The following is a 19,293-nucleotide window of genomic DNA, read 5'->3' as shown; positions in this document are numbered from 1 at the left end:
GTACCACCTGTGTAAATAAGCAGAATATTTGCTCCGGTTCTAGTCAAGGGCTTCCTTATTTATAACGGGATTAGCATACATCAACAAATAACTATTCACTTCCAGGGCATTTTTGACATCTATACGTCTCAGTAAACGTCTTTCAAACTGTCTCTTCTCCTTATCGGTATATCGGTCCTGAAAAAGGCTTGAATTCTTCAACAGGTCAAAAGCAATGTAATTTGCAGGATACAATTTGTAGTTCTTATGGATCCTGGCATCAATATAGGAAGTGAGGCACTGCAAATGCTCATTGACCGAACCAGCCTTCTCTTCCAACTCCATTAATTTTTGAGCACTAATAGGTTTTCCGGCAGTAATATGGATACGCCCTTTATTACCCAAAGCTCCCTTAAGAATGGACTTAAAATCCTCGTTCGCTGATTTGATGTAGATCTTAGCCATTCGCTTTGCAAGAATCTCCGGCATTTTGAGCACATCTGTTGGATCAAATTCATAGGAGATCGAAACAGGCACGATCTTAAGCTTTCCGAAATACTCAGCTACGGAATCATCTCCCTTTGCCATCGCCAGCATCTTCAATACTCCTTGCTGAGTATGGTCATTCCCATCTTTAGTACGGCCTTCTCTTTGAGCCATCCATACCGATCTTTTTTCCTCGAGGATCAGCTTCCTGATATATTCTGAAAGTTTCTGCGAGCTTTTCAACATTTCCCGCGGACTTAATCCACGTCGCACCAGGAAATTCCGATTTAGTCTCGATAAGGCGAGCAAAAATGGTTTCTGCACCAGGTTATCCCCAATAGCTGAAGCGGTCATTTTAAGATCGGCCTCATATAGCACACAGTTGAGCAGGGAAGTATCCAAAACAATATCCCTGTGATTGGAAATATATAAATAGGACTCTCCTTTTTCCAGCTCATCAAATCCTGAATAGCTTAATCCTTCAGAACTTTTTTGAAGCACCTTTTGTACTGTATGATAGATGATCTGTGTCTGAAAATCCCTGATGGATCTGCAGGCATAAACCTTTTCTTCTATTTTTTTGAATTCCTGATCTGGAAAAGTGAACTGTAGGAGAGCTTTGATCATTGGGTGTTTTACGTATGCCCTCAGCGCGTCCTGCACCTCGTCATCATCATAAAACCTAATATCATCGTAATTTGTCACTTTTTCTCAATTATAATTAGCAAAAGAACAAATTTTAAAAGAATTCTCTCTTTTAAATTCCGAATATTTCTTTTGAGGTGGCAGTAGTAATTTCAGCAACCTTTTCCTCCGGAAGCTGGTAGATTGCGGCAACTTTCGTAAGTACTTCTTTTATATATATACTCTCATTTCTCTTTCCGCGGTAAGGCACTGGCGCCAGGTATGGTGCATCGGTCTCCAGAACGATCTCCTTCAGTGGGATATCCTCCAAAAAGGTGTCAATTTTGCCATTTTTAAAGGTCACCACTCCCCCGATTCCGAGTTTCATATTATAGGATATTGCTTTTTCAGCTTGCTCCTTTGTCCCGGTGAAGCAATGAAAAATTCCGAAGAGTTTTTCATCTTTTTCAGATTCCAGCACTTCAAAAACCTCATCAAAAGCATCTCTGCAGTGAATCACTATTGGCAGATCGTACTTTTTAGCCAGCCTGATCTGGTGCCTGAAAGCTTCTTTTTGGATATCCAGTGTAGAAGTATCCCAGTACAAGTCGATACCCGTCTCCCCAACCGCATAAAAGGTTCTTTTTTCAAGTTGTTCCTCCACAAAAGCAAGTTCCTCCTTATAATTTTCTTTCACGTGGGTTGGGTGCAACCCCATCATTAAAAAGATATTTTCGGGAAACTGACGCTCCAGTTCATACATGCCTTCAGCATAAGTAGAATCAATTGCGGGAATAAAAAATCGTTTTACATCTGCCTCTATGGCCCTCTCGATCATTTCCTTCCGGTCTTCATCAAAGGATTCACTGTAAAGGTGGGTATGCGTATCAGTAATTGTCATAATGGCAAAAATAATTATTTTATACAGCTATCTTTGTCAAAAAGAAAAGAATGTCGTCACTAAAGAAATTTCTGAAAGAGAAGGGATACAAAAAGGTCCCGCTTACCTATACAGCCACTCAACACCTTGAAGTTAAGGCCAAAATCAATAATATAGAAGGAACTTTTATTCTTGATACCGGCGCCTCCAGTTCCTGCGTGGGTTTTGAAGCAGTGACCTATTTCAACCTGCTGGCCGAGGAAAGCGATGTAAAAGCTGCCGGCGCAGGCGCTACGAATATGATGACCCAGATCGCCCAGAAGAACAGTATCGAGATCAAAGGCTGGAAAAAGAAGAAAGTAGACCTGGTATTGTTTGACCTTCGACATATAAATGACGCCCTTATTAACCACAAAGCCGAAAAGGTGCAGGGAATCATTGGAGCCGATATCCTCAAAAAGGGAAAGGCAATTATTGATTACAAATCCATGAGCTTATTTTTAAAATAAAAATGGGGGAAATCCCCCATTTTTCGGTGTTCATATTTATAGGATCTTAAGGCAACCAAAAAATCTACCGCTATGAACACTTTTAAAACAGGCCCTGATGGGGTCATGCCGGTACTGCTGGCAACAGTAATTTTTTTCACGATCTTATTGAACCTGTATTGCCTCGTCAATTCGTTCTAAAATATTAAAGCCAACAACCCGCGGGTTGTTGGCTTTAATATTTCCAAAAGATCTAAAACCTACAGTTCCAGAGCTCTTTTTACATCATTATCCATTAAAAGTTCTTCCGGATTTTCCAAAGCTTCTTTTACAGCTACCAGGAATCCTACTGATTCTTTTCCGTCGATGATCCTGTGATCATAAGACAAGGCCACATACATGATAGGCCTGATCTCTACATGCCCATTAATGGCCACCGGTCTTTCCACAATATTGTGCATTCCAAGGATACCACTCTGCGGAGGGTTAATAATAGGAGTAGACAACATAGAACCAAATACTCCTCCGTTAGAAATTGTAAAAGTTCCTCCGGTCATTTCATCTACAGTGATCTGTCCGTCACGTGCACGCAGAGCCAGTCTCTTCACCTCAGCCTCCACAGCACGGAAACTCATATTTTCAACATTTCGCATTACGGGTACCATTAATCCTTTTGGTCCGGAAACAGCAATACTAATATCTTTATAATCGTATTTGATCTGGTAGTCACCGTCTATCATTGAATTCACGTCCGGATATAGATCCAGAGCTCGCACAACAGCCAAAGTAAAGAAGGACATAAACCCAAGGCTCACCCCGTGTTTATCTTTAAATTCTTCTTTGTACTGTTTACGAAGAGAGAAAATAGCAGACATGTCAACCTCGTTAAAGGTGGTAAGCATGGCAGTCTGGTTCTTAGCCTCTACCAAACGCTCGGCAACCTTACGGCGAAGCATTGACATTTTTTTGCGGCTTTCGCCTCTCTTTCCTGTCCCTGGAGTTCCCATAGAAGGTTTGGCCTGTACCGCATCTTCTTTGGTTATTCTTCCATCGCGACCTGTGCCTTTTACAGCACCGGCATCCATCCCTTTTTCATCAAGGATCTTTTTAGCCGCAGGTGACGGAGTTCCTGAAGCATAAGTAGCTTCTTTTTGAGCCGGAGTTTTTTCTTTGGCAGGCGCCGCTTCTTTCTTTTCAGAAGAAACCTCTTTTTCCTTTTTATCTTCCTTGGAATCCTTAGAAGCTTCTTTTTCTTCTTTTTCGCCACCTCCGGGTTTAGGTGCATCTGTATCGATGATACAAACCACGTCGCCAACAGCAACGGCATCACCTTCTTCTGCCTTCAGGGTGATAATTCCACTTGCTTCAGCAGGAAGTTCCAAAGTAGCTTTGTCACTATCAACTTCGGCAATTGCCTGATCTTTTTCTACATAATCTCCATCTGAGACCAACCATTGTGCAATTTCAACTTCGGTGATAGATTCTCCCGGAGAAGGGACTTTCATTTCTAAAGCCATGATTTCTTCTTTTTATTTTAAATACCCGGCCATTAACAGCCGATGAACTATTATTCTAATTAACTATATGGATCTGAATTTTTGTCAAAAACAGAGGCTATTACTCTTTCGTGACGTTTCTTAAATCTTACAGAACTACCTGCAGCCGGGGAACCATAGAATTTTCTGCTACAAACCCTGAAGTTCTTAGCCACGTCCAAATGTAACAACAAATGACTATATGCTCCCATGTTCCTTGGCTCTTCCTGAGCCCACACAAGATCATCGGCATTTTTGTATTTCTTGATCACCTCGTCGATCTGCTCTGAAGGTAGCGGGAATAACTGTTCTATCCTCACCAATGCCACATCTTCACGGTTCTCTTCTTCCCTGCGTTCCAGCAGGTCATAATAGAATTTTCCTGTACAGAAAACCACCGATTTCACTTTTTCTACATCTGCGGAAGTATCATCCAACAACGGCTGGAAAGTACCATTAGCAAAATCCTCTTTGGTAGAGATCACTTTTGGATGTCTCAACAAGCTCTTTGGAGTAAATACGATCAGCGGCTTTCGGTAATTCACCTTCATTTGTCTTCTTAGAAGGTGGAACATGTTTGCCGGTGTGGTAACATCTGCCACAAACATATTGTCTTTAGCACAAAGCTGAAGATATCTTTCCATTCTTCCTGAAGAGTGCTCTGCTCCCTGGCCCTCGTAGCCGTGAGGCAGGAACATTACCAATCCATTCTGAAGCTTCCATTTGTCTTCGGCTGCAGAAATGTACTGGTCGATCATGATCTGGGCACCGTTGCTGAAGTCACCGAACTGCGCCTCCCAAATGGTAAGGGTTTCAGGACTTGCCATAGCGTATCCGTAATCAAAACCTACAACACCATATTCAGATAACAATGAATTGTAGATCTGGAAATCGCTTTCAATTCCTTCCAGGTGGTTCAGCAAAATGATCTCTTCCTCACTGTCTTCGACCTTCACAACGGCATGACGGTGAGAGAAAGTACCTCTTTCCACATCCTGCCCGCTCATTCTTACGTAATAACCTTCCTTCAGCAGTGTTCCGTAAGCCAGCAATTCGGCCATGGCCCAATCCAGCTTATTATCTTCAAAGAACATGGTATGTCTTTGTTCGACCAGCTTCTGAATTTTTCTCAGGAATTTTTTATCCTCCGGAAGTTTGGAGATCACTCCGGCAACTTCTTTTAGAACCTCCATGTCAACAGTGGTATCCACCTCTTCCATCATGCGGGTCTCATCCACATGTTCGAATCCTTCCCATTCATCCTGCATGAAAGGCGTGATCACTGTAGTACTTTCTTTTCTGGAATCTTCCAGATTCTCTTCCAGGGCTGCCTTGTATTTTTCTTCCAATCCCTTAACATAATCCTCATCGATCACACCCTGCTTCATCAGCTTTTCAGCATAAATGTCACGCGGGTTCTTATGAGCGCTTATGGCTTTATATAATTTAGGTTGGGTGAACCTTGGCTCATCGCCCTCGTTATGCCCGTACTTTCGGTATCCTAAAAGGTCAATAAACACATCCCTTCCAAAGGTCATTCTGAAATCCAAAGCAAATAATACTGAATGCACTACTGCTTCGGCATCATCGGCATTCACGTGAAGAACAGGTGAAAGTGTCACTTTTGCCACATCAGTACAATAGGTGGAAGAACGGCCATCCAGATAGTTGGTGGTAAAACCAATTTGGTTGTTCACCACTATATGTATGGTACCACCGGTCTTGTATCCATCCAATTGTGCCATCTGTACGATCTCGTAAACAATACCCTGCGCCGAAATTGCAGCATCACCATGAACAATGATCGGTAATACTTCCGAAAATTTATTTTCCTTACGGCGATCCTGTTTCCCACGGGTAATACCTTCAACCACTGCACCTACTGTTTCCAGGTGGGATGGGTTTGGTGCTATATTAATATTGATTTCTTTCCCATTGTCTGTTGTCCTGCAGGAAGTCCACCCTAAATGGTACTTCACATCCCCGTCAAAAATATCCTGCTCATAATCTTTTCCGTCGAACTCACTAAAGATATCCTTCGCGCTTTTTCCAAAGATGTTTGTGAGCGTGCTCAACCTTCCGCGGTGAGCCATACCCATTACAAAATCCTTCACACCAAGGTCGGCAGCCTTTTCAATAATGGCATCCAAAGCAGGGATCAAACTTTCGCCCCCTTCCAGGGAAAATCGTTTTTGTCCTACGTATTTTGTGTGCAGGAAGTTCTCAAAAGAGACGGCCTCATTGAGCTTCTTTAAAATATGTTTCTTCTGCTCAGCATTAAAGCTGGGCTGATTTTCATTAATATTAAGTTTGTCCTGTATCCATTGGATCTCCCTCGGATTCCGAACATACATATATTCGATCCCAATTGAATCACAATATACCTTCTCGAGATGAATAATGATCTGTCTAAGCGAAGCAGGCCCAATTCCCAGGATTTCACCGGCATTGAATACAGTATCCAGATCGCTGTCGTGAAGGTCAAAATTTTCTAAAGCAAGGGTTGGAGAATATTTTCTTCTTTCCCTTACCGGGTTGGTTCGGGTGAATAAGTGCCCCCGTGTACGGTAGCCATCGATCAATTTCACCACCTGAAATTCTTTGATGACCGAATCCGGAATAGTAATAGGCTCTCCTTTTTCAGGATGCTCCATAAAATACTGTCCGTCTCCCGAGCTTTCTACTCCAAAATCAAAGCCCTGAAAAAACGCCCTCCAGCTGGGTTCTACAGTATCGGGGTGTTGTAAATATTGGTCATAAAGCTCAGCAAAATATGCTGTATGTGCGGCATTTAAAAATGAGAATTTATCCATAAGGTGAAACGACTGTTTCTTTTTTAAAACTCCACAAAAGTACGATTTTTAAAAAAGATGCATGTGTCCAATTCATATATTTACCGTATACTTAAAAAAGTTTTAACAATAAAAAACCTATTATGTTCAATAAAAAGAAGGTTTTCTTTTTTAGCTTTCTATTCTTAGCCATTCATTTTCAGTTTTTTGGACAGAACGCAACTAACCCTGAGTCTTCTTTTTTTGATCATGTGAGATTTGGAGGTAGTCTTGGCGTCAGTTTTTCCAACGGCAACTTCGGCGCGGCGCTGGCACCTAAAGGGATCTATGATTTTAACCGCTACGCCTCTGCAGGGATTGGTATTGCAGGAACCTACACAAATGGCTCCAACTATACAGCCTTTACTACCGGCGGAAGTTTAATAGGATTGTTCAGGCCAATTCCAGTAATTCAACTTTCATCGGAATTTGAACAGAACTATGTTTCTCAAAAATGGGAACTGGAAGGAGCTAACAGAAAGGACAGTTATTCATATCCCGCACTTTTTTTGGGAGCAGGTTACACCACGGGACCGGTCACGGTTGGATTACGATATGATGTGATCTATGATGACGAAAAAAGTATTTATCCGAATGCTTTAATGCCCTTTGTAACAATCTTTTTCTAGACCTCGCGGTTCATCAGGTTTTCTCCGAATTTTCGCAACAGCTCCTTTTTCTCAGGTTCGATCTCCATTCTGTCGAGAACCGCAAAGGCTTCTTCGGTATATTTCCTGATCTCATCCTTTGTAAGATCGGCAGCACCACTACTCTCAAAAAGGCTTTTTACCGTTTCCACTTTTGCAGTGGCATCAGGCGGATTAATGGAATAAAGATGTTCCAGTTGTACGGCCTCATTTGCAGCTGCAGATTTTAGGGAAGTGAGGTAAAGGAAGGTCTTTTTATTCTCGATTATGTCGCCTCCTACTCTCTTTCCGAAGCTCTTCGGATCTCCGAAAGCATCCAGGTAATCGTCCTGCAACTGAAAAGCTATACCCAAAAGACGCCCGAATTCGTAGATACTGTTCCTGTTCTCTTCAGAAGCTCCCGCGACTATGGCACCCATTTTCAATGCAGCGCCAACAAGAACAGCGGTCTTGTATTCTATCATTTTTAGATACTCAGCGATCGTAACGTCCTCGCGGGTCTCAAAGTCAATATCATACTGCTGTCCTTCACAAACTTCAATGGCGGTTTTCGAAAATAGTTCAGCCAGCTTTCTAAAAGTCTCTCCCGTGTAATTCTCGAATAACTGGTAAGCATAAATAAGCATTACGTCGCCGGAAAGGATCCCGGTGTTCACATCCCACAGTTCGTGCACCGTCTTCTTGCCTCTTCTGAGTGGAGCATCATCCATAATATCGTCATGAACCAGTGAAAAGTTGTGAAAGACCTCGACCGCAAGAGCAGCATCCAAAGCTTTTTTAGAATCGGTCCCGAAGATCTCCGCAGCCATAAGAACCAGCACCGGGCGAACTCTTTTGCCACCAAGGCCCATGATATACACCATAGGGTCATATAAATTGGCGGGATCTTTAGTTCTTATTTTTTCAGAAAGATAGGCTTCGAATTCCTGCCTGTACTGTTCAATGGACTGCATAGAAGAGATTTTCGGCTAAAATACCAAAGCAGGATAAAACGAGCTTATAGTATCCAATAAATTTCCAATGGAAAACTTCGGAAACTTTAATTGTTTTTAGAGTTTCCTTTCTTACCTTTGCAGCCTTCAAAATTGAAATCGTGAAAGAAAAGATTTTAGCTAAATCTGCCGAAATGTTCCTCAACCTGGGTGTCAAAAGCGTCACCATGGATGAGATCGCAGCAGAGATGGGTATTTCAAAAAAGACCATTTACGCCCATTTTTCTACCAAGACCAAACTTATTGAAGCTACGGCTTTACATGTTTTTGAAAATATTTCAGGAGGTATTGAAAAAATCCGGGAGGATAAGAAGAATCCTATCGAGGAGATGTACGCGATCAAGAATTTTGCATGCCAGCATCTTAGGGATGAAAGGTCTTCGCCACAGCACCAGTTACAGAAGTACTATCCAAAAGTCTTTGCTACCATTAAATCAAAACAGCAAAACCTGATGGAGAACCAGATCAAGACCAACCTCCAGCGGGGGATTGCGCAAGGGATATACCACCCAAACCTTCCTATTGATTTTACCAGCCGAATATACTTTTTAGGAATGCTGGGGATAAAGGACCGCGATCTCTTTCCGGAGTCTCATTATACCACCGCAGAACTTATTGAAAAACACCTTGAATATCACCTTCGGGCGATAGTAACCCCAAAAGGGCTTACCATTTTAAACCAACTCTTAAAACAGAATAGTTAAGATGAAAAAACTCAATATTCTCTTTTTTATTTTAAGCTGTATCAGCATGCAGGCGCAGACAACTGAGCCTTCACCGGCACTGCAGCTTAGCCTTGAAGAAGCTATTGCCTTAGGTCTGGAGAACAATTATAACTCTATAAATTCTGAAAAAGAGGTTGAAAAGGCCCTTTCTCAAAAATGGGAGATCATTTCGCAGGGTTTACCGCAGGTGAACGCGAATGTGGACTACCGTAACTTTTTAAAACAACCCGTTACCCTTATCCCGGCGTCTTTTACAGGTGGGGAAGCCGGTACTTTTGAACCGGTGAGATTCGGAACCAAACAGAATTTGAGCGGAACGGCTACCTGGTCTCAGCTCATTTTTGACGGCTCCTATATAGTAGGAGTGCAATCTGCACGTACGCTGTTACAGATCTCCAAAAATGCCAAAGTAAAGACCGATCTCGAAGTACGCAAAGCGGTGATCAATGCCTACGGAAATGTGCTGCTGGCAAAAGAGACTGTAGATATACTCAACAGCAATCTGGAGAACGTGGTGAAGAACCTGAACGATACCCAGCAGATCTATGAGAACGGCCTTGCAGAAGAGGAAGATGTGGAACAACTGAAGATCACTCGCCTTACTCTCGAAAACAACCTGAACCGCAGTCAGCGCATGCTGGATATTTCCTATCAAGTGCTCAATATGGCTTTGGGAATTCCTGTTGACCGCGAGGTTACCCTTACTGAAGACCTGGATGATCTTGCAATGCAGTTCTATGACCTGCAGTTGCTGGAGGAATCTATTCCGGTAGAGGAAAATATAGATGTCCGCATTGCACAAAATTCAGCTGAAGCGGCTGCTATTTTTATACGTCTGGAAAAAGCGAAAGCCTTACCAAGTATTACAGGATTCCTGAATTATGGTGCCACAGGAAACTCTGATAAATTCACCTTTTTCAATGGTGACCAAAAATATTACTCCCAGTCAATTTTGGGGATCAACCTCAACATCCCCATTTTTAGCAGCGGAATGAGAAATGCCCGCACCAATCAAAAGGAATTTGAATACGAGCAGGCACTTACAGAACTGGAACAAATAAAAAATCAGGTAAAACTGGAAATAGAGTCGGCCAAAGCTGAATATAAATTCAGCCTTGAGAATCTGGAGGCACAGCAGGAAAGTTTAGCCCTGGCCGAACGCATTGAGAACAAGAACCAGATTAAGTTCTTTGAAGGGCTGGCCAGCAGTTTTGAACTAAGCGAGGCGCAGCGCCAGCTTTATACCGCACAACAAAATGTGTTGCAGGCAATGTTGGAGGTTATCAACGCCAAAGTCGCCCTTGAGACCGTCCTGAGTACAGATACTTATTCAGAAGAAAATTAACGCAGAACCATTAGCAGAAAAGCAGTTACAAACTAACAGTTTAAGAAATGAAGAAAATTAGCTTAATAATATTCAGTCTTTTTGCCCTTTATTCCTGTGGAGATTCAGGAAAGTCGGTAGAAGAAATAATTGAAGGAGGAGACCTTTCTGAGATCAGAGAGAAAAAGGCGGAGCTCAGTGCCGAGCAAAGTAAGTTGAATGCACAACTTGCTGACCTTGATGCTGCCATTAAAAGACTGGACGTTAAGAAACAGTTTGCGTTGGTGGAGACAAGAATACTTGAAGATACTCTTTTCAAACACTATGTGGAATTACCGGGAGATGTAGAGACTGATCAAAATATTACCATTTATCCTGAGTATTCCGGGGTATTGCTCAATGTCCTGGTAAAAGAAGGTCAACGGGTGAAAAAAGGTGAGATGCTTGCAAAGATAGATGACGGGGGTCTTGCCAGTCGTTTGGCACAACTAGAAACACAGGCAACCCTTGCCAAAACCACCTTTGAGAGACAGGAACGTCTGTGGAAACAAAATATAGGTTCTGAGATACAATACCTGGAAGCCAGGACCAATTACGAAGCCGTACAGAACTCGGTTGATCAGTTGAAATCTCAACTTTCAAAGACCGTAGTACGCGCACCTTTTGCCGGCGTCATTGATGAGATCTTCTCAGACGAAGGAGAAGTAGTGGCTCCCGGGCAGAGCAGGCTTTTTCGACTCATCAACCTTTCAGATATGTATATAACCACTGCCGTCCCGGAATCTTACCTCGGAAAGATCAAAAAAGGGACCGAAGTTATGGTTGAGATTGGGGCCACGGGTATAGAATTCGAAAGCACCATTAAGCAAGTGGGGAATTTCATTAATCCCAACAACCGAACTTTTGAGATCAAGATCGCAGTACCAGATTCTCAAGAGCAGGTTAAACCTAATCTTATTGCTACGGTCAAGTTGAATGACTACTCAGCAAAAGATGCCATTGCAATTCCGGAAGGGGTAATTCAAAAGAACTCGGCCGGGGAAAGCGTAGCCTTTGTGATCAATAAGGAGACTGACAGCACCGGGATAGCAGAAAAGAGGATTCTTAAAACCGGCCTTTCCTATAATGATTATGTGGAGATCCTCGAAGGTCTCTCAAAAGGAGAGATCCTTATTACTGAAGGGGCAAAAAATATTCGTGAAGGAGAAAAGGTAAAAGTATTAAGAGATTAAACCCTTCTGCCAGAAAATTTAAAGACAGTACGAGCATGAAACTAGATAAAAATTTTAAACTTTCTTCCTGGGCCATAGATAACCGGATGACAGTTTATGTCATTATTGCCATTATCATGATAGGCGGTTTGATGTCCTATTATTCCATGCCGCGGGAATCCTTCCCCGAGATAGTGGAAACCAAAATTTATGTGAGTTCGGTGAATCCCGGTAACTCGGCCGAAGATGTTGAGAAGTTCATTACCGAACCCCTGGAAGAGGAGTTCAATAATATTGGTGGGGTAAACGATATTACCTCTACTACCCTGCAGGACTATTCCCTGATCATTGTGGAGTTTGACGAGGATATTTCTGTTGATGCCGCGAAGCAAAAGGTAAAAGATAAGGTAGATCAGCAAAAAGCAGCAACCACCTGGCCAACCATGGACAATGGTGCCAAAGTGGAACCGAATGTTTTTGACCTGAACCTTTCCGAAGAGATGCCTATTCTCAATATTAACCTTACCGGTGATTTTCCGGTGCAAAAGCTGAAGGAGTATGCGGAATATCTTCAGGACAGGATTGAATTACTGCCACAGATAAAGGAAGCTTCTATTAGGGGTGCTGAAGAAAAAGAGGTAGAGATCGCTGTGGACGTTTATAAAATGACTTCGTCACAAGTCAGTTTTAATGACATTATTAGTGCCGTGAGCATGGAAAACCAGACCATCTCCGGAGGAAACGTCATTACAGGGGGAGTACAAAAAAATATCCGAATCCTCGGAGAAATAACTGACCCCAAGGAACTGGAAAATATTATTGTGAAACGAGAAGATGGTAATGTTTTTCTACGTGACATCGCAGAAATAAAATTTCAGGAAAAAGAACCTACCACTTTTGCCCGGGAGTATGGAAAACCGGTTGTCATGCTTGACGTGAAAAAGAGGAGCGGCAAAAACATGATCCAGGCTATTGAGGATATTAAGACCATTATTGAAAAGGAAAAGGAAACTTACCTTCCCAATGATCTTCATATCTCCTACTCTAATGACCAGTCTACCATTACCCGTAATATGGTGGATGACCTCGTTAATAATATAATCTTTGGGGTGATCCTGGTTGTTCTGGTGCTCATGTTCTTTCTTGGGTTTAGAAATGCCCTTTTTGTTGGGTTTGCTATTCCAATGTCCATGTTCCTGTCATTCATTATTCTCTCCAGTATGGGTTTCACCTTAAATACCATGGTGCTTTTTGCTTTGGTAATGGGGCTTGGGATGCTCGTTGATAATGGAATTGTGGTCGTTGAAAATGTCTATAGTCTCATGGACCAGGGCGTACCGAGAATTCAGGCTGCCAAACAGGGGGTTGGAGAGATCGCCTGGCCAATTATAGCCTCTACTGCCACTACCCTGGCCGCTTTCTTCCCCCTCGGACTTTGGCCCGGAACGATTGGTAAATTCATGATCTATTTCCCTATAACTCTTTCGGTAGTACTGGGCTCCTCTTTATTTGTAGCACTGATAATCAATTCAATGCTTACCTCCCAATTCATGAAGACAGATGAAAAGGAAATAAGCAAGAAAAGGCTGATTCGTTTCAGTTCCATATTAGGAGGAGTGGGAATTCTGATGGTCGCCGGTGGTTATATTGTGAACATGGGAGCCCTTCGGGGTATCGGGAACCTTCTGATCCTGGCTGCCATTCTTGGCTGGATCTATAAATATTTCCTGGTCAACTGGGTAAATTACTTTCAGTTTAAGGCCCTTAAAAAGCTTGAAGCAAAATATGAAAGAACTTTAAAAGTAGCCCTCCACGGGAGAAACTCATACTTTGTTTTCTTCGGAACTGTCCTGTTACTCATACTTTCGTTCGTTCTGGTAGGCTTAGTTCAGCCGAAGGTACTTTTCTTTCCGGAAAATCAACCCAACCAGATCATTACCTATATTGAGTATCCTGAGGGAACCGATATAAGAAAGACGAATGAATTAACTAAAGAGGTGGAGCAACGTATTTTTGAGGTGATCAAGAAATACGAAGATGAAGACGGCTATAACTATATGGTAGAATCGGCTATTTCCCAGGTGGGACAAGGTGCCGGTAATCCAATGACAGACGGAGGTCAACAAAATGAGATGCCTCATAAAGCTAAAGTCACCCTTTCCATGCGTGAATTCAAGGAGCGCCGGGGAGTACGAAGCAGCCATGTCCTATCTGAGGTAAGGGATGCCGTTCAGGGTTTTCCCGGTGCCACAATCATTGTAGAAAAAGATGCTGCAGGACCACCTACAGGATATCCAATCAATATTGAATTGAAAGGGAACGATTATGAAGAAATGCTTACTGAGGCCGAAGAGCTCCGGGATTACATTAATGATCTGAACATTCCCGGTATTGAAGAACTCAATATTGATGTTAACAAATCAAAACCTGAATTGAATGTCACAGTTGACCGTATAAAGGCAGGTCAGCTTGGAGTATCCTCCGCCGCAGTGGGGCAGACTTTGAGAAGGGCAATCTACGGTGAGGAAATCTCTACATATAAAGAAGGAGATGAAGATTACGACATCAACATTAGATTCAATGAAGACTTGAGGTACGATGAAAATGCACTTTTCAATCAGCCTATAACCTTCAAGAATCAGAATAACGGAGCACTGATCCAGGTACCTATTTCTTCAGTTACTGAAAAAAATCTTACCTCAGCCTTTAGCTCAATTAAGCGAAAGGACCTGAAAAGGGTTATTACTGTATACTCCAATGTATTGGAAGGATATAATGGAAATGCGATTGTAGAACAACTGCAGAATGAACTTCAGAATTACAAACTTCCGGAAAACATGACTCTTCAGTTCACGGGAGAACAGGAAGAACAGGAAGAGAATATGGCCTTTTTGCTGAAGGCCTTACTTATTGGTTTGGGAGGTATTCTGCTTATCCTGGTGGCACAGTTCAACTCTGTTCCCAAGCCCCTCATTATTCTTATGGCTGTATTCCTGAGTTTGGCCGGGGTGTTCCTCGGAATGGTGATCTTCCAAATGGATTTCATTATTATTATGACCATGATGGGTATTATTTCTCTCGCGGGTATTGTGGTGAACAACGCCATAGTACTGGTGGATTATACCCAAATCCTAATCGATCGGAAGAAACGTGATCTGGGGCTTGCGGAAAATGAGGCACTGACAAAGCGACAATATTTCCAAATGATCGTAGAAGGCGGAAAATCAAGGCTGCGACCTGTTTTGCTTACTGCCATTACGACAGTATTGGGGCTAATTCCGCTAGCCGTTGGATTTAATATTGACTTTTTTACACTCTTTACAGATTATGATCCTCAAATTTATATTGGGGGAGACAACGTGATCTTCTGGGGGCCGCTGGCGTGGACCGTTATCTTCGGACTAATCTTCGCGACCTTCCTTACCTTAGTAGTAGTGCCGGTTATGCTGTATCTGGTCAACCGGGCGAGGGTACGGTTACACACCCGAAAAAAAGCAAAACTTGAAGTTCAAACTCAATAAAACAGAACCTCCGGCATAAAAACCGGAGGTTTTCTTTTTTAACGGGAGTCTGGCAAAGTGTTTGAACCCTTGTGGGCGAAGTTCAATTAATATTAATTAAAAACTAAAGAATGAATACGTTGTTAACCATTGAAGAACGCAATGCCGTACTACTTTCGATGGCCAATCTTGTAGAAAAAGAAAAAGACAGTATTTTAAAAGCAAACAAAGTTGACCTGGAAAATTATTCAGGTGAAGATTTAGCCATGGAAGACAGGCTAAAAGTGGATGATTCCAAAATAGAAGGAATGGTCCATTCTCTAAAACATTTAGCTTCCCAGGATGACCCTGTGGGAGTCGAACGCTTCAGCTTTAAACATGAGAACGGAATGCAGGTCTATAATAAGACTGCTTCCTTTGGAACGGTGATGATCATCTATGAATCCCGTCCCGATGTTACTGTTGAAGCTGCCGGGATCGCCTTTAAATCAGGAAACAAGATCCTTTTAAAAGGTGGAAAAGAATCCCTTAATTCCAACCTCAAGATCGTAGAATTATGGCACAAAGCTTTGGAAGAGAACAATGTCTCTCCAAACTGGGTGGAATATCTTCAGTTTGACCGCAAACAGACTCAGGAGTTCCTTGCCAATCCAACGCAGCGGGTAGATCTTATTGTACCTCGCGGCGGAGAACGATTGATAAAATTTGTAAAAGAAAATTCATCTGCACAGGTGATAGTGAGCGGCCGCGGAAATAACTTCGTCTATGTTCATGACAAGGCAGATACTGATATAGCCCTTGATGTGATCCTGAACGGTAAGACCGGGAAGATCTCAGCCTGTAATGCAGTAGATAAAGTGTTGATCGACTCCGGGCTTCCGAATAAGGAAGCATTTATAAAGGAGCTTTTGAATACCCTTTCTGAACATGATGTGGAGATCATTGGCGAAGGAAGCCTTGAAGACCGCGACGGAGTGAGATCTCTGGAAAGTGAAGATGAGTGGTATGAAGAATTTTTAGACTACAAAGCACTTATTGGCGAAGTGGGTTCAGTTTCTGAAGCCATTGCCAAAATCAATAAATATTCCGGTGGGCATTCTGCCTCTATTATCTCAAAAGATGATAAAGCGGCCCGGCAGTTCATGGAAAACGTGGATAATGCAGCCGTTTATCACAATGCCTCTACCCGGTTTACCGATGGAGGACAACTGGGATTGGGAGGTGAGCTCGCCATCAGTACAGATAAACTGCACCAAAGAGGCCCAATTGGCCTGCAGCATTTAGTAACCAACAAATGGTATATACACGGAAATGGACAAATTAGATAAGATCTTGCAACAGAACGATATAGAAATGGAAACGCCCAAGAAGAAAAAGAGAATTTTACTTAAGTTAGGTTCCAATACCCTTACCAGGGAAACCGACCAGATCTCCCGGGGTAAGATCGAAGACATCGCACGGCAGATCGCGGCGTTGAAAGACGAGTACGAATTTGTGCTCATTAGCTCGGGAGCGGTTGCCGTGGCAAAACAATTTGTGAACCTCGAAAAGAGCGGTGAAAATATTGATGTGAAACAGGCTCTTGCCTCCATTGGACAGCCTCACTTGATGAGGATCTTCCAGGAAAGTTTTAGGGAACTTGGTCTATTGACTTCTCAGTGCCTGCTTTCCCCTAATGACTTCGGAAGGGAAGATTCACGCCAGAATATTATCAACACTGTGAACGTATTGGTGGAGAACGATTATATACCAATTGTTAATGAGAATGACACCTCTTCAACCGATGCTATTCAGTTTGGCGACAATGATAACCTGGCCGCACAAACAGCAGCCTTGCTGGATGTGGACCTGTTTATCATTGCCACTAACACTCATGGTGTTTACAAAAAAGGTTCAATTAGTGCCGAAACTCCCGAAACTATCAGGAAAGTAAATGACCTGAAGGAACTGGAGCGCGAGGTGATGTCTGAAACTAAATCCGCACACGGTACCGGTGGAATGCAGTCAAAAGTTTCTGCCGCCGCTATTACCCAGAAGGCTAAGATAGAAACCTGGATCGTAAATGGTCTGGATGATAACTTCATCCTGAATGCCATTAATGACGAGGTACATTTTACTAAGATCCATCACTAGAAAAGCTGTAAAAAAGAAGAATGAAGGAATCCGGAGATCGCTCTCCGGATTTTTTTTACCCTAATAAGTCCTCCCGCACAATTATTTTAGGGGCTAATTCAACTTATTCCGCTCAGTTCTTCTTATTTTTGCCTCCTGAAAAAATTTGGAAAAAATGTACAGAAGTCACACCTGTGGTGAATTACGAATAGAAGATAAGAATCAGGAAGTTACCCTTTCTGGATGGGTACAAAAAGTCAGGGACAAAGGATTCATGGTCTGGGTCGATCTTCGAGACCGCTATGGAATTACCCAGCTAATTTTTGATGAAGAACGCACGCCGAAAGAAGTGATGGAAAAAGCTTCTCAATTAGGTCGCGAATTCGTGATCCAGGCAACCGGAGAGGTTATTGAAAGGGAGTCTAAAAATCCAAACATGCCTACAGGTGATATAGAGATCCTTGTGAAGGATTTCAAGATCCTGAACGCTGCACAGGTACCGCCTTTCACTATTGAAGATGAGACCGACGGTGGAGAGGACCTTCGAATGAAATACCGTTACCTGGACATCAGGAGAAATCCGGTAAAGAACAAACTAATCTTCCGCAGCCAGGTAGCTATGGAGGTGAGAAATTTTCTATCCAAAAAAGGCTTTATTGAAGTAGAAACACCAGTACTAATTAAATCGACTCCCGAAGGAGCCCGTGATTTTGTGGTACCAAGCCGAATGAATGAAGGACAGTTCTACGCTCTTCCGCAGTCACCACAAACTTTCAAGCAGTTGCTAATGGTTGGTGGCCTTGATAAATATTTCCAGATCGTAAAATGCTTCAGGGATGAAGATCTTCGTGCCGACAGGCAACCGGAATTCACCCAGATAGACTGTGAAATGGCCTTTGTAGAGCAGGAAGATATCCTCAACACCTTTGAAGATTTCACCAGACACCTTATTAAAGCTGTAAAAGGTGTGGATGTGACCGAATTCCCGAGAATGACCTATGCAGAAGCCATGAAGAAGTACGGGAATGACAAGCCGGACATTCGCTTCGGAATGGAATTCGGAGAACTGAATGAAGTGGCCAAAAATAAAGGTTTCAATGTCTTTGATCAACAGGAATTGATCGTTGGGATCGCCGTTCCGGGTGCTGCCAACTTTACCCGAAAAGAGATCGATAAGCTGATAGAATGGGTGAAGAGACCGCAGATTGGAGCCAACGGAATGGTTTGGGCAAAATACAATGAAGATGGTAGCATGAAATCTTCTGTAGATAAGTTCTACTCTGAAGAAGATCTTAAGATCTGGGCTGGGGAGACCGGAGCCAAACCTGGAGACCTTATCCTGGTCATGGCTGGAGACGAGCATAAAACAAGAACTCAATTGAGTGCTTTAAGGATGCATCTGGCCAACGAACTTGGTCTTAGAAAAGCTGATGAATTTGCTCCGCTTTGGGTGGTTGATTTCCCGCTCCTGGAATGGGATGAGGAAACCGGAAGGTACCACGCCATGCACCATCCATTTACTTCTCCAAAACCTGAAGACATTAAATTACTGGACACAGAACCGGGAAAAGTAAGAGCAAACGCTTACGACCTTGTACTTAATGGTAACGAGATTGGAGGAGGTTCTATCAGGATACACGATAAAGCCACCCAGGCCATGATGTTCAATCACCTTGGATTTACTCCGGAAGAGGCGAAAGCCCAGTTCGGATTCCTGATGGATGCTTTTCAATATGGAGCTCCCCCACACGGTGGGATCGCTTTTGGTTTTGACCGACTTGTCGCAATACTTGGCGGACAGGAAACCATTAGGGATTATATAGCATTCCCAAAGAACAATGCCGGCCGGGACGTTATGATAGATGCGCCTGCCAGAATTGATGAAGATCAATTAAAAGAGCTAAATTTAACCATAACGACAAAATAAAATTAAAATCCTGCTGAGGCAGGATTTTTTTA

14 protein-coding genes are annotated in these 19,293 nt (G+C 42.7%); 9 read left to right on the top strand and 5 right to left on the bottom strand.

Annotated elements, in window-relative coordinates; translation table 11 throughout:
* Nucleotides 1-39 precede the first annotated feature (39 nt).
* Entirely contained in the window at nt 40-1,170 is a 1,131-nt protein-coding gene (locus ACNORC_RS03730; protein WP_418334249.1) for a 1-acyl-sn-glycerol-3-phosphate acyltransferase, read from the bottom strand.
* A gap of 52 nt (nt 1,171-1,222) precedes the next feature.
* Complete coding sequence (locus ACNORC_RS03725) at nt 1,223-1,990, bottom strand: TatD family hydrolase (protein WP_418334248.1); 768 nt, start codon at nt 1,988-1,990, stop codon at nt 1,223-1,225.
* A 50-nt stretch (nt 1,991-2,040) separates the two neighbouring features.
* On the opposite strand from ACNORC_RS03725, the gene ACNORC_RS03720 reads away from it, so the two are divergent.
* Nucleotides 2,041-2,478 (top strand): retropepsin-like aspartic protease, encoded by a 438-nt coding sequence (locus ACNORC_RS03720; RefSeq protein WP_418334247.1) that lies wholly within the window; start codon nt 2,041-2,043, stop codon nt 2,476-2,478.
* Between the two features lie 239 nt (nt 2,479-2,717).
* Here ACNORC_RS03720 and odhB read toward each other — a convergent pair whose 3' ends face one another.
* Both odhB and ACNORC_RS03710 read right to left on the bottom strand, forming a co-directional pair.
* Nucleotides 2,718-3,974, bottom strand: coding sequence for a 2-oxoglutarate dehydrogenase complex dihydrolipoyllysine-residue succinyltransferase (gene odhB, locus ACNORC_RS03715; protein WP_418334246.1), 1,257 nt, complete (start codon nt 3,972-3,974; stop codon nt 2,718-2,720).
* Nucleotides 3,975-4,033: 59 nt separating this feature from the next.
* On the bottom strand, nt 4,034-6,805 hold the full coding sequence (locus ACNORC_RS03710; protein WP_418334245.1) for a 2-oxoglutarate dehydrogenase E1 component: 2,772 nt from the start codon (nt 6,803-6,805) through the stop codon (nt 4,034-4,036).
* Nucleotides 6,806-6,927: 122 nt separating this feature from the next.
* Between ACNORC_RS03710 and ACNORC_RS03705 the strand changes: the two genes are divergently transcribed.
* The gene (locus ACNORC_RS03705) at nt 6,928-7,452 is read left to right on the top strand and encodes an alpha-ketoglutarate decarboxylase (RefSeq protein WP_418334244.1); all 525 of its coding nucleotides are present in this window, start codon (nt 6,928-6,930) and stop codon (nt 7,450-7,452) included.
* Here ACNORC_RS03705 and ACNORC_RS03700 read toward each other — a convergent pair.
* Entirely contained in the window at nt 7,449-8,423 is a 975-nt protein-coding gene (locus tag ACNORC_RS03700; protein WP_418334243.1) for a polyprenyl synthetase family protein, read from the bottom strand. The genes ACNORC_RS03705 and ACNORC_RS03700 overlap by 4 nt on opposite strands.
* A gap of 140 nt (nt 8,424-8,563) precedes the next feature.
* Here ACNORC_RS03700 and ACNORC_RS03695 point away from each other — a divergent pair, with 140 nt between their 5' ends.
* The 7 genes from ACNORC_RS03695 (at nt 8,564) to aspS (ending at nt 19,261) form a co-directional block, all read left to right on the top strand.
* Entirely contained in the window at nt 8,564-9,166 is a 603-nt protein-coding gene (locus tag ACNORC_RS03695) for a TetR/AcrR family transcriptional regulator (protein WP_418334242.1), read from the top strand.
* 1 nt (nt 9,167) lies between these two features.
* Nucleotides 9,168-10,532 (top strand): TolC family protein, encoded by a 1,365-nt coding sequence (locus tag ACNORC_RS03690; protein ID WP_418334241.1) that lies wholly within the window; start codon nt 9,168-9,170, stop codon nt 10,530-10,532.
* Between the two features lie 47 nt (nt 10,533-10,579).
* On the top strand, nt 10,580-11,743 hold the full coding sequence (locus tag ACNORC_RS03685) for an efflux RND transporter periplasmic adaptor subunit (RefSeq protein WP_418334240.1): 1,164 nt from the start codon (nt 10,580-10,582) through the stop codon (nt 11,741-11,743).
* Between the two features lie 35 nt (nt 11,744-11,778).
* Nucleotides 11,779-15,243, top strand: a complete 3,465-nt coding sequence (locus tag ACNORC_RS03680) for an efflux RND transporter permease subunit (protein WP_418334238.1) — start codon at nt 11,779-11,781, stop codon at nt 15,241-15,243.
* A gap of 110 nt (nt 15,244-15,353) precedes the next feature.
* Complete coding sequence (locus tag ACNORC_RS03675; protein WP_418334237.1) at nt 15,354-16,550, top strand: glutamate-5-semialdehyde dehydrogenase; 1,197 nt, start codon at nt 15,354-15,356, stop codon at nt 16,548-16,550.
* Nucleotides 16,534-17,355, top strand: a complete 822-nt coding sequence (gene proB, locus ACNORC_RS03670) for a glutamate 5-kinase (protein WP_418334236.1) — start codon at nt 16,534-16,536, stop codon at nt 17,353-17,355. Before ACNORC_RS03675 ends, proB begins: the two co-directional genes overlap by 17 nt.
* 154 nt (nt 17,356-17,509) lie before the next feature.
* Nucleotides 17,510-19,261, top strand: a complete 1,752-nt coding sequence (gene aspS / locus ACNORC_RS03665) for an aspartate--tRNA ligase (RefSeq protein WP_418334235.1) — start codon at nt 17,510-17,512, stop codon at nt 19,259-19,261.
* The last annotated feature ends 32 nt before the right edge of the window (nt 19,262-19,293 follow it).

This window comes from Salinimicrobium soli, assembly GCF_048323655.1.
GTDB classification, from domain to species: Bacteria; Bacteroidota; Bacteroidia; order Flavobacteriales; family Flavobacteriaceae; genus Salinimicrobium; species Salinimicrobium soli.
The sequence above is the reverse complement of the archived record's forward strand: the minus strand, read 5'-3'. Positions and strand labels throughout refer to the sequence as shown.